Below are 12874 nucleotides of genomic sequence, written 5' to 3'. Positions count from 1 at the left end.
TAGTTAGCTGTTTCAATCCACGCGCCTGCGGGAGGCGCGACAGCCTTTGTTCAAAGGCGCATATAACCTAACATAATCTAGTTAAATCCGCTAACCGAAAGCAAACCTCACTAGATCCGATGGGGGATAATATTTTTTAATTAGATAATTCTATATTTTTAAAGAGCTTACAACAGCGCTAGAACCCCTGCATTTTCATGAGAACAAAGCCGTAGCGATTATAAAATTAGAGGATCTCTGAAAATATCCAAAGCGACTTTGGCACCATGATGTTCAACTTTGTGCTGCCAATTCTTGCCAAGCTTATAAAAGCGAAGGCTGTCTACTTCTGGATCATAAATCGATAGCAGCTCATCTTTAAATGCCAACCATTGTGTTGAATCTATTTCACATTCAAACACAGAGTATTGGACACGGACGCCGTAATCTAAGCATGTTTTAGCTAGTTGTCTGAGCCGCTTTTGCCCATCTTCACTGTTGAACGATACATCGTAGGTGACTAATACCATCATCAATCTCACTCCCCTATTTTTTAATTGCAAAAGGTGGATAATGCGCTAAATCACCACGAAAATGTCTAGCTAATAGCATGGCTTGTATATGTGGTAGTAAACCGATTTGTACCTTTTCTTGCATGAAAGGATGCGTCACTTCTTCTTGCTTTTTCGCTTGATATGCTTGAAATACGAGCTTTCTTGCGTCGTCTTTTAAAGTTACGCCACCGAGGCTGTCGGTCACAAAGCCTTTATCAGTAAGGGTTTGGTTGTTAAATAACTTAAGTGCAACGCTATCTACGATATAAGCTCTAAACTCTTCTAGGAGATCAAGTGCTAGGCTATTCCTGCCGGGTCTTTCTTTATGTAAAAAGCCAACTTGCGGATCTAAGCCAACACCTTGCAATGCGCCACTTATTTCTTGTCCAAGTACTGAATATAACAATGAAATCACTGCATTCACCGGATCTTTAGGTGGCCTGCGGGTACGATGATTAAATAGTTGTTTGTTAGTATTACCTTTAAACATATCACCAAACGCCGCAAAGTAATGAGATGCAGCCTCCCCTTCTAAGCCAAGCAACTTGTCATATTCGCTAACGTCTTTTAACTGCTCAATAATTTGTTTTAAGCGTTGAATCGCTTTTTCTATTTGCGGTGTGCTCGTGTGGTTACGTCTAAAACGCAATAATAACATGCGAGATGATCGTATCTTGGCGGCAACTATATGTTTGGCCAATTCATTTGCAGCAATCTCATCAACACTAAATTGCTGTCTTCGCAAAAGGACGTTACCTGATTGTTTGCCAACCACGTTTGCTAAAAAATGGCCATGCATATCGAAAAAGGCCAAGTGTGTGCCATTTTCACCACAAAACCCTAACAACTGCGGTGAAACCATAATGTTGCCAAAGCAAAATATACTGCCTATTGAATGTATGGGGAGTTGCATCAGTTTTTGCTTTTCACCTTTGACTTTTTGCTCAATCAACAGGGTTTCCCGTTGTTTGTGCAAATACACGCCATCTTTGGTGATATAAAGCGAGTTTTGTAGTTTTTTCATTCCCCCTCCGTGTTGAATAATGCTTGTATATAACGGTTCGAAGCATCGTGATGAGTTAATTCGGGCTGACAAATTTCACTGAGCGAACAAGCTTTACAGTGCTTTCCTATAGTCGGGGAAGGTGTTCTGCCGTTTATAAATAGTTGTTGTACTTGCGCTATTAAATCTTTAGTTTGCATTCGCAAGTTTGTGTCGAGTTCAATTTCAATGCGTTTTCGTGTTTGCCAATACCAGAGCGTACCCAGTTTAACTTCAATAGCTAGCATTTCTTCTATACACAGCGCTTGTGCGCAGAGCTGTACTTTATCGATATCGTTTACTTTTGGCTTACCGCGCTTATATTCAACGGGGATATATTGATAACTTGCTTTATGGTGTTCTAGCAAATCGAGTTTGCCTGTTAAGCCTAGTTGCGGCGCAGAGACTACTACGCCACGTTCATATCGCACGCCTTTGCGTGTTTCTGGCTCGCCATTGTCTACCCGCTCATGCAACTGTCGCCCGTGGGCGGTTAGAAAGTTTTCTTGCCAAACTTGCTCAAGGTGGATCAACGCACATTGACGCTGACAAAAAGCAAAGTGCTGAAGAGCGGAAATATTGACTAGACGAGCACCCAACATTAGAAGCCTTCGATAACTTCAGGCTCTAAGCCTTGCAATGCACTAACAAGAGAATCGTTAAGTGCCGAGGTTTCTAGCGGCAATCCTTTCTCAATATGTTCTCGAAGCGTTTTGTGTACTTTTGCAGAAGAATATTGACCTGATTTTGAATCGTGCTGCCACCAAACAAGATGCGAAATACCCATTGAACCTTCAGGACGAGCCGATGATGCATCACCTTCAAAAAGTTTTACCAACACATTTTTAATCTTGTCAGCATCTTCATTGGTGAAACCAGTTTTTTCAGCCAATTGTGGCGTCATAGCTCCAAAAGCCACATAAGTTGCTTTGTCTACTCGGTGTTTCATACCCATAGTGTCTGAAGACTTTTTAGTGCCATCTCCTTCGCCACTAACACTCTTGGTAATTTGCGTGCTGGTAATGCTCACAGGCTCGATACTAAAAGCACTTTGAATAGTTAAAGGACCACGAATTGGAATTGATACACCATCAGAGCCTGTGCCTTTAAACGCAAACACTTGCCCGAATGTTCGTACATCAAGCCATTTTTCACAGCATAATTTAGCAGCTTCAGTTGGTGCTGTTTTTTTACTGTTGAATGCGTCTTTGCCTAGGCCAAACTCGTCAGATTCAGCGCGATTACGTAAGCTTGTCATACCATCGGTTTTCTTTTCATCCGATTGAACAAAAATGCTCTCGCCTGCTTCTTGTAAACGGTCACGAATTTTACGCTTTAAACACACATCGGTAATTTCACCAAAGCCATCGTAGTCTGTGCGCGGGCGGTTGCCATTAAGTGGATCACCATTTGGGTTGGCGTTTAATACGTTAAAAATTAATGCAAAATCGATTTTATTTTGTAATGACATAGTGATGTTCCTTTTCTTAAACTGTTTCTTCTAGTGATTCTGTTGCATGTTCAGCAGTAACTTTTTTAACCCATTGGCCTTTTTCAATACTATGGGTTTCTAACCACATCATTTGGTTATGAAAACCAAGCAAAAATTCAGGGCTTAGCTTTTGGTTAGAAGTAAAGTCAGCAGGTTCAAACATATCGGTAATTTGGCTGATAAGCGTTTTACTTGCGGTATCGTAGCCTTGGTAGCTATTAAATAATCGTTGCTGATAAGGCACTAGAGCATTAGTGATGTTTAACCAAGTTGACGATGGTCTATTAACAAATTGCGTCATAAAACGCTCTGCCGTTGTTAAACGGTTTGCTTCGCTTTTTGAGAGCGCTATTTTTTCAACCTTATTTGCTACCGCCAGTAAACGACCAAACAAATAGTCGCGACTGGCATTCTCTTGTTGTAATGCCATTGGGTATTCCTTTTGAATAGTTGAATTAGTGGTTCGGGTATAAAACCCTTTGATCAGTGAGCAGGTGATGCCTAAATTTTGTAACCAATGTTCTGATTTACCAGTTTTATCTGATTTATAAGCAACACGGTTAATTGCGCGATGAAACGCGCTTTGCATGATGTCTTGCGGAAGAGGTTTTCCCTCGACAATAGTCGGGTATAAACGGGTAATGAGGTTTTTCTTCAAGGTATCTGCTGATTTAAGTACATCGCCGTATACACCATCAAGCACCCTGTATAAACTCGGAGCACTGTTAACCCATTGCCACTGCTCATTGATTTTGACTCTTTGTTGCCAGCCAAGATCACGTTGCCATTGTTCTAATCGCGCTAAAAACTCTTTGGCGATGGTTTCACGATAATACAAAATGCCCATTCGCCCAGGCGTGGCGGAATCTAGCCCTAGCAACGCAATTTGATCGTTATCATCGAGCTGGTTTTTAGTTTTTATGCCGTTAAAGTAACGTTTTAGCTGATTAGCGTATGTGCGGCCTAGATCTTGTGTGTGATCTACGCTGTCTGTTTCGTCTAAGAAACTGGCTAAGTCATTAAAATCTGGTTCGGTAGGTTCTGGTATGGGCTTCCCACGAGGCGACCAAGATACAAAAACTAAAGGTTCATTACCCTTTTGTTTGATCTTTACCCCTTGTTTTTCAATTAAACAACGAAGAGAGCTATGTGCTTTTTGACTGTTTAGGTAACTAATATTTGCAACTTGGTTTGCATCAGTGAATTTACCTAGGTATGTAAAGCCACTACTGTCATTTGAGGATATGATTTTTGCACCATCGGCACTACTCCTCAAAAATCGAGGGTGACGAGTTGCACACCTCACCGATTTAGCATCTAAAAAACAAAAATCAGTTTCACCAAATCTAGCTTCATATCTCTGCCAACTTTCAATAATCTCTTTGTCGCTTTGCGTTGAAGTATCAAGGATTTTTGGAGCTACAACAGCCCAACGAATAAATGTTTTATCAACTTTTATTGGTGTGTTTTTGCCCGATTCATTACGGTACTTTATAGGCAATTCAAACAGTTCTGACAGGTCTTTAAAAACAGTTCCTTCTTCTAAATAATTCCTGATAGCTAGCAATTTTGGAGTGGAATATTCAGAGTTACACCAATCATTCAATTGTTCCATATACGCGGCATACTTTTCCTGTTTCAAATTAGGTAAGTCTTTTGCGATATAACTTAACTCTTCACACAATGGGTGCGGTGCTATTTTAGCTCCTGAACGGTTTGCAGAACTTTCTGTTACGGGTATTAAAGTCTTGGCTTCGTTACCTTCAAGTAACTTAGTTAATGAAGGGATTAGCCTTCCTTGCATATCAATTGCGACTTCAATATGGGCTTGCTTTTTAACATGGCTTACTAACCAGATATCCTCGGGATATTGCTCAACTAACGCCTCATAACTATTTGCTAATGCCGAAACAAGATTCATATTTCGGCCTCCAACTTTTCAACAGGTAGCAAATTACTTTCTAACTCAAAATTCTTAGCCACCATTGCTCTTACAAATTTAGATTTAAGTTCCTTAGCATCAACTCTAGGGTATTCTATTACCCCGTTTTTCATCACACTATGCCAAAAACGGCTGATCAGTTCATTGTTTCCAGTTTCATCTGGGTAGCCAAAACTGTGGAACATTAATCCAAAGCCAAGTTCGTCAATATCGTCGTAAGCACCTTCGCCTTCACCAAATACACAGGGTTCAACATATCCTTGGCAATCGCGAGTGCCCAGGAAGATGTCTTGTCGTCCGCCCTTTTCAAGCATGCGCTTTACAATAGCGAAATGCTTACCATCGACTCGGTCTTTCGCAAGCTCTGGTCGATATTCATTCCATTCAAAATGCGCTTCAATTTGGTATTCGACATCGTGCAAAAAGGTGTAATAAGCAAGTTCATTACCGCCCCCCCAGTTTAAAGGCTTGGTGCCTTTGGTTTGAGTACGTAGTGGTTTAATTACCCTTACTCTATCAACATGCCAAATAAGTGTTGGCTTCCAATAGATTGATTTTAAAACCCCTTTAATCGCCTCGTAGGTGGGAATGTGATAGGTACACTTTTCACCTCCTACTTTCGTTATAGGGTCGGTAAATAATGCATACCTGCCCCATAATCTAAAACTAATACTGTTTTTCACATGGCTCTCCTTGTTAAAAACATGGTTGCTTTTAAAAAATTAAATCTTGCTTAGCGTTCGTCACTTCTAAACTCAAACCAAAATCTTGGCTGTAAAACTCTTCGCTCAAATAAAATACGGCTTCGTCTTGCGAAATTGGGTACACAGCCTGCTGTTCATTGAGTTTTTTCCAAACATTGGGAAATATATTCACACTGTACTTTTGTGCGGCTTTTAACAAGCTACGATAATTTGCTGCATCAAAGCATTTATCAAGCGCACATAACTGCGTGATTATGCTTTGAGCTTCTTCATCGAATGGCACTATTACTGAATGCACAGGTGCATCAATGGCTTTAAACTGTTTTGCAGCCGTCATAAAAGACTGGTTTAAAACAAACCGATTATTCTTTCTCAAAGGACCAATATATTCATTGTTGCTTAAAAAACTAAGGATGTTTTGGCCTTGCTTAATTGGATAGGTCATCTCTTTGTGGCGTTCATAAAAGTAGTATTGGAAATAGCGATTTATTGCCTCTGGTTTAAGCAAATCCTCTTCGGCAAACTCGGTAAATACTCTGTTTGTAGCTGCAATACCTGTTTTAATATCGTGTAGCATGCCAACATTTTCTTGGGCGGGATTAAGCACAAATACATGGCCTTTCTGCTGCTTGCCATTTCGGTTACAACGCCCTGCTGCTTGGGCGATTGAATCAAGGCCTGCAACAAATCGAATAACGCATCCAAAATCAACATCAACCCCAGCCTCAATAAGCTGGGTACTAATGCACAAAGTAGCTTGCCCACCTGATAAACGCGCTCTGACTTCATCTAAAATTTGTTTACGATGCGCCGAACACATGCCGGTACTTAAATGAAAGATTTTTGTTTCATCAGAAATTTGGTTTTGCAAAGTTTGAAATAAAGTTTGTGCCCACGCCTTGGTATTTACAATCACTAAACAGCTTTTTACGGCTGACAATTGTTGTTGCACTAGCTCAGTGATTTTAGCCTCATTCCAACCTTCTTTTTTGGTAAGATTTTTTAAACTCACTCGTTCGAGCTGTTGATAGAGCTTGTCGATATTTGGAGTAAGTTCATTTTCGAGTGGTAGTTGCAGTACGCCAAACTGCGTTATTTGCTCGGGCAACTGATTGAGTAACGGTTGCGTGGCAGTACACATAAGCGCTGTGGTATTACAAAAACGCGTTAAATAATTAATGGTGTTGTTGAATAAATGCACACAACGAATAGGGAGTGTTTGAATTTCATCAAATACCAGCACAGCATTGCTGAGTTGGTGCATACGTCTTGAACCACGCGTACCACTTGCAAACATGCTTTCAAGAAACTGCACCATGGTTGTAAGCACTATGGGTTTATCCCAATTTTCACAAGCAAGTTTTGAGCGCCACGTTTGTTGCTCTGGCTCTAGGCTTGAGTGATGCTCTAAAACCCAATCATCGGCATTCACCTCATCTAAAACCCCACGAATGGCATTGGCATTTTGTTCGATGATCGATGTGAATGGGATTATGTAAATGATCCTATCTAAGTTGTGCCTTTGGGCATGATGCAAAGCAAAGCGCAGGCTAGCATATGTTTTACCGCCCCCCGTTGGCACGGTTAGACTGTATATTCCTGTTTCATCTTGCGCACGTTGAAAACAATTATCTGATATTTCAGCTCGAATATGATCGATTGGATTAGCTTGTTCAAACTGGGCAATAAAATCTTCAACTTTATCGCAAGCAAACGCCCAATCTGGCTGTTTAAAACGTTCTGGTTTGTTACTTGGTTGCTCAAAGTCAGCACTGTCTATTCGGTCAGCATCAATTAAGCAACTAAACAGCATTTTGGTAAACATTCCAAGGTAATAATCATGCTCAACGGCTGAAAGATCGAACTTATTAAGCATGTATTTAAGCTGTTGGCTGCTTTCTAAAATAAACTGAAAACTTGCCAATGAATGTGCTTCTGCGAGCAACTCTGGATCTGCATTTTTAATGCATTCATTCTGATGGGTTAATTCATCTGCCTTTTTTATTCGATTTACAAAAACATTTTCATTTTCTGACAAACTATCAATCAGCCCACTATGGTGTGAGGCTATACAAATGCTTAGTGCTTGAGTAAAAGCTAAGCCATAAGGTGCAAGCGCTTGGTCTTGTTGCTGTAATTTTCCTAAGTATGGCCACAGAGTCTTGAATACCCATTGTGCGCCTGCACTTGAGTGGTCAATTTTACCTTTTAGTCTTTTACTCGTTGAGCTTTCAGCATTCCCCTCATCATTATCTGGATTATAACCTGTTTGCTCAGCAACAATCAGTCGCATGTAATTTTGAAATGAACTACTGAATTTGCCAAAATCATGCATTAAACCAATCAATCGACCTTGCTCTGAAAAGCCTAACTTTGTGGCTAGGTTGGCGGCAAGTTCAGCCACTGATAGTAAGTGTTGCTTAACACTTTGGTGTTGACCATGTTCAAAATCTGGATGGGCGATATATGATTTAGTAGGGCTTAAATTAGCCATCTTCACCAGCCCCACGACTTAATAATTTTTCTGTAATGTAAGGCTGATATTTCATTGCTGATCTCTCAATTATCATAATCATCGGTTATGCCAAATATATTGCCATTAGTTTCATATAAACTCTAACATTAGAAAGTGTTGGTCAATATAAACCTACTAATTTAGTGAAGGTTGTCAAAATTCATGCTGTCACATTCGTAGTGTGTATCAATGTGCTTGACCACCCCATATATTGAAAAGAGCTATTACGTTTTAGAGTCGCACCTCTATGACGCATGTGTCTCACTGCTTCGCAGTAGTAACTTACATAAGAGAAAAATGAAGTGATGATCGATAGTATTCACATTGAGTTGTTGTGGTTGATACTGTAACCCTCCCAAAAAAGCCGGTCGCTAGTAATTAGCATTTTTCCGTTTACGCTGGAACAAACGGAGAACACATGATGAAAAAATCACGCTACACAGAGACACAAGTCGTAAAAATCCTGAGTAAAGTGAAAGCAGGCCGAAAGGTCAACGAAGTCTGTCGGGAATATGGCATCTCTGATGCCACATACTACAACTGGAAATCGAAATACGGTGGTATGAAAGCGTCTGATGTTAAAAGACTAAAAGAGCTCGAAGATGAGAATCGCAGGCTCAAACAAATGTTTGCTGACCTCAATCTCGAGCACTGAATCGTTAAAGATATTCTGGAAAAAAAAAGTTGTAGCGCCAGCGGTTAAGCGCGAGCTTGTCGATTATGCTCGCAAACAATATCAGGCCAGTTTACGAATGGCCTGCCCCGCAGTTGGCATTAGCGACTCTGTCTATCGCTATCGACCTGATCCTCATCGAGATGACGAGGTTATAGCGAAATTGCAGGAAGCAGCAAACCGGTATCCTGCGTATAGATTTGGCAAATTATTTAAAGTGATTAGGCGTTGGGGATATCGGTGGAACCATAAACGACTCTATCGTGTGTACTTTTCACTCAAGTTAAACCTACGGCGCAAGGGTAAAAGCGCCTACCTAAACGAAATCCAGCGTCGCTAGTATGCCCAGAGTGGATCAATAGTTATTGGTCTATCGACTTCATGAGTGACTCATTAACTTGCGGCAGGCGCTTTCGTACCTTCAATGTCGTGGACGACTTCAACCTCGGGGTACTGGCGATTGAAGTGGATTTAAATCTGCCAGTGCCACGCATCATAAGGGTACTAGAGCGTATTATTGCCTAGCGAGAGCTGCCCAGTAAACTGCGCATGGACAATGGTCCTGAATTTATTTCAACCGCTCTGGCTGAGTGGGCGGAAGAGAACAAGGTTGAGCTGGAGTTTATCCGCCCAGGCAAACCAACGGAGAACTCTTACATTGAACTATTTAACCGAACCTATCGGACAGAAATACTCAACATGTACGTATTTAAAACCCTGAGCAAAGTCCGAGAACTGACAGAAAAATGCATGATGGAATACAACGATGAGCGCCCTCATGATTCACTCCACAACCTGACTCCTTGGGAGTATTTAGCAAAGCATGAACGTTGTTAAGTGATCAATTTTATCAATGCTCGTCATCTGAACCCACCATTGGGCGCAGACGTATTTGAAAAACTCTGACATAATGCAGAACACCCAGCTCGCTCTTGTCCCAAAGCATGGTGTTATAACACGTCTCTGGACAAAAATGGTTTAGTATAAATACACTAAATTGTTAATTGAAGATTAGAAAAAGTATCTTGAAACCTTGTTATATGCGTTTTTGAACTTCGATGATATCTGCGACGTACAGGTTACTTTTATTATTTGCTACGTCTGTTTTCTCGTTGAAGAATCCTCTGATAATGCGGAACTTTCTCTCAGAACCATGAACGTTACCCATATTAGGTAGCCAAGGTTTCATAAGCGTTAAAGTTGCCTTCATTAAATTAGAAATTTCCTCGGCGGCTTCAGCTTTTAAAACGTAACGATTTAATAAAAGTTCATAATCTGGCAGCTCAAAATAACCGCTATCGTAAACAACAAAACGAGATTCATGTGCAGTGTTTTTTATGAGTAGTAGCTTATCATCATTATCAGGGTTGAGGCTTCTACCGTCGATAACCTTAAACTCGATCCCCTTTTCTGCACACAGCGTAAAATTATTGGTATCTCGACAAATACGCTCCAGTGATTGCAAATTATTTGATATTTTCAACAAATTAACCGAATCCAAGTGCGAAGAGAACTTGAGAAATATAGCATCACCATTAATTTCATCAAATAAGTCACGTACTTCATTTGTTAGCTTGAATATTTGAAACCCCAAGTAGCTTTGATTTGCCACGTGGTTTTTTAATTCGTGTTGCTCAAGTTTTACAATCCCTAAAATATTATCGATGGTATTTGTGTCAAGATTGTACCCATATATTACTTTTTTAATAAAATACAGGTAGTTAAAAATGCACCCTGCCAATTGACGCTTTATGTGCTCATGTATATAACCTTGCTCTTTTCTAAGCACCTTTTGACGTATAACGTCATAAAAAAGATAGGCTACAAAGAAAAACACACCGTTGGATGCAACGGAAGTTAAAACCGAACTTAAATCTTCACTTTTCACAAATTCAGCGAGAAGAAAACACGCTACTGTCGCTAGACCCAAACTCAAATACGGCAGAAACCTAAGCCAATACATTGTTATCTATTCCTAATATTGATGCTAAAGCATATCGATTTATTATGTTCCTATATACACCGTTTGATCGCCATTCCATTCATCACCATTACCAAGCACAAGGCTCAAAGTAACAACTGTACTTGAATTTTTCAGTGCAATCGCTTTTAGATTGGCAGTTTTGACTTCTTTTATGAAGTTAAGAGGCGGTTTGACAAGTTTACCTTCTGATGTTGTACGAGGAACTAACGACAGTCGAATAAACTCCAACTTTATCAATTGATTAAGCAAGGCAACATTTGATTTATATTTGTTGTAATACTGAGCTATAAATGAACCTGCAGTCCTATCAGCAAACCATTCTCCATATTGCATACTTGCAGCTGTACTTATACTTTGAATAGCTTTATCTACTCCTGTGACCATTTTAATATCGCCACCTTCTAAGACTATATCTCCATCTTCACCTAGCATGAAATCCATTCCTGAATTCTCTGGCAACGAAGCAATAACTTTGGGAGCAATACGAACCGATATCAGCTCAGAACCATCATCGAGATATTGAATACTTATTGGCTCTTGGATAACTCGAGCATCACCTTGTGAAACAACAGAAATAAATTTTTGGTTACAATCAATTGAGCCATAATTGTCAGCGTAATCTTTTAACTTAGAAGAGTTACCTTCGATGAACTGCTTAACTTTAAATGTCCACTCATTCTTATCTACAGCTTCCCATGTACCTTCGAAAACTGCTTCAAAACCTAATGCAATTAGTGTGCTTTTTGAACTAAACTGATAGTTATCTTGTAAACTAAGTGCACGATATGCTTTTTCTTCCGCCTCTAGCTTCCACAGCCTTAATGTTTCAACAGAAAACTCTTTGTAATCAGTATCAATAAATCGAGCATGAGCACGACACATCCAAATGCCATTATCAATCGACTTCCGATATTCTGGTGTTGTATTAGAATCATAGCGAGGACCATCTTCAGCTGCGGCAACTATATGAGCAGCTTCCCCTAAATTAAGGGATTTATCATTCTCATTTTCACCCATTCGGGGGCCAATAGTAATCTTTCCGCAATTTGGAAAACTACAACGCCATGCCACACGCTCAGCCATGATTTTTTTAGTCGTTGGAGTGAAATTATCTCTTTTTGCCATAATCTTTCCGTAAAAACATAACGCTTTCTATACAGCTCTAAGCCATATTTTACATATATAATGCGATCTTTCGTTTAAACCTTCAACAAATAATCAATGACTTAGTGAGCAAGTTAAGAAGTTAGACTACACTGTGAGGGCATAATTTCTGGATGTGCTGAGTTCGGATAACTTTTAGTATGGAAAACACACGTCCTCGAAGTGCGGAAGAGTATTTAATCTAAACGATTTTGGGGCAAAGGTGATTTAGAGCAGCAACTCTAAAGAATTCTTATCGATACCAAAGCAAGTTAGCACGCCGAGGTGAGACCTCCGACCCCAGAGTCATTTTTACTGCATAAGTATTATCACTTTAATATTAGCTTTGTGAGGCAAACTTCGGCTGATTGTGAATCATGAATTGGGTAAGTGAAATTGATGACTTGACAAGAGTGCATGACTGAATTCGAGCTGGGATAAAACACTACATCAAATTTTTAAGTCTCTTAACAAACATGACTCCCATCATAATTTTGGGCACAAACAGAGACGCAAAAATCTGTGGGTTGGGTGGAGCATTTTGGGCACGAATGGGCACAGCCGTGCCCATTCGTGCCCACCAACATAGTAATCAACAGCTAGCCAATGAATAAGATACGCCTATTTATTCACTTCCAATTTATCAATTAAAGGGCTTAGCGGAGAGGATTGTGATTGTTGGAAGTAGATAGAAATCACTAAACGCCAGATACAACAAAGCCCGCTGATTAGCGGGCTTTGTGTTTAAATTTGGTGGGTCCGGGCGAACTCGAATCGCCGACCCCTACCATGTCAAGGTAGTACTCTAACCAACTGAGCTACGGACCCAAATTTTTGTTCCATTCT

At 40.1% G+C, this 12874-nt stretch carries 9 protein-coding genes, 1 tRNA gene and 1 pseudogene; 1 reads left to right on the top strand and 10 read right to left on the bottom strand.

Annotated elements, in window-relative coordinates; genetic code table 11:
- Window positions 1-218: 218 nt before the first annotated feature.
- From cas2 to C4S60_RS22885, 7 genes are read right to left on the bottom strand one after another with little or no spacing between them, the layout of a single operon-like run.
- Window positions 219-512, bottom strand: coding sequence for a CRISPR-associated endonuclease Cas2 (gene cas2 / locus C4S60_RS22915; RefSeq protein WP_103882798.1), 294 nt, complete (start codon window positions 510-512; stop codon window positions 219-221).
- Window positions 513-525: 13 nt separating this feature from the next.
- Window positions 526-1557, bottom strand: a complete 1032-nt coding sequence (gene cas1c, locus C4S60_RS22910) for a type I-C CRISPR-associated endonuclease Cas1c (protein ID WP_103882796.1) — start codon at window positions 1555-1557, stop codon at window positions 526-528.
- Window positions 1554-2177: a CRISPR-associated protein Cas4 gene (gene cas4 / locus C4S60_RS22905; protein WP_103882794.1), complete on the bottom strand. Its 624-nt coding sequence runs from the start codon at window positions 2175-2177 to the stop codon at window positions 1554-1556. The genes cas1c and cas4 overlap by 4 nt, the downstream gene beginning before the upstream one ends.
- Entirely contained in the window at window positions 2177-3046 is an 870-nt protein-coding gene (cas7c, locus tag C4S60_RS22900; RefSeq protein ID WP_103882793.1) for a type I-C CRISPR-associated protein Cas7/Csd2, read from the bottom strand. Before cas7c ends, cas4 begins: the two co-directional genes overlap by 1 nt.
- A gap of 16 nt (window positions 3047-3062) precedes the next feature.
- The gene (gene cas8c / locus C4S60_RS22895; protein WP_103882792.1) at window positions 3063-4988 is read right to left on the bottom strand and encodes a type I-C CRISPR-associated protein Cas8c/Csd1; all 1926 of its coding nucleotides are present in this window, start codon (window positions 4986-4988) and stop codon (window positions 3063-3065) included.
- Window positions 4985-5692, bottom strand: coding sequence for a type I-C CRISPR-associated protein Cas5c (gene cas5c / locus C4S60_RS22890; protein ID WP_103882790.1), 708 nt, complete (start codon window positions 5690-5692; stop codon window positions 4985-4987). Before cas5c ends, cas8c begins: the two co-directional genes overlap by 4 nt.
- 31 nt (window positions 5693-5723) lie before the next feature.
- Complete coding sequence (locus C4S60_RS22885; protein ID WP_103882788.1) at window positions 5724-8207, bottom strand: CRISPR-associated helicase/endonuclease Cas3; 2484 nt, start codon at window positions 8205-8207, stop codon at window positions 5724-5726.
- Between the two features lie 442 nt (window positions 8208-8649).
- Here C4S60_RS22885 and C4S60_RS22880 point away from each other — a divergent pair.
- Window positions 8650-9738 (top strand): annotated as a pseudogene (locus tag C4S60_RS22880) (IS3 family transposase).
- Window positions 9739-9937: 199 nt separating this feature from the next.
- Here the strand turns inward: C4S60_RS22880 and C4S60_RS22875 are convergent.
- The 3 genes from C4S60_RS22875 to C4S60_RS22865 form a co-directional block, all read right to left on the bottom strand.
- Window positions 9938-10864: a hypothetical protein gene (locus tag C4S60_RS22875; RefSeq protein ID WP_103882786.1), complete on the bottom strand. Its 927-nt coding sequence runs from the start codon at window positions 10862-10864 to the stop codon at window positions 9938-9940.
- A gap of 42 nt (window positions 10865-10906) precedes the next feature.
- A complete protein-coding gene (locus C4S60_RS22870) occupies window positions 10907-12010 on the bottom strand; it encodes an HNH endonuclease (RefSeq protein WP_103882785.1) in 1104 nt (367 codons plus the stop codon).
- A gap of 769 nt (window positions 12011-12779) precedes the next feature.
- Window positions 12780-12856 (bottom strand) — tRNA-Val (locus C4S60_RS22865).
- Between the last annotated feature and the right edge of the window lie 18 nt (window positions 12857-12874).

The organism is Vibrio hangzhouensis, from assembly GCF_900107935.1.
GTDB lineage: Bacteria > Pseudomonadota > Gammaproteobacteria > Enterobacterales > Vibrionaceae > Vibrio > Vibrio hangzhouensis.
The sequence above is the reverse complement of the archived record's forward strand: the minus strand, read 5'-3'. Positions and strand labels throughout refer to the sequence as shown.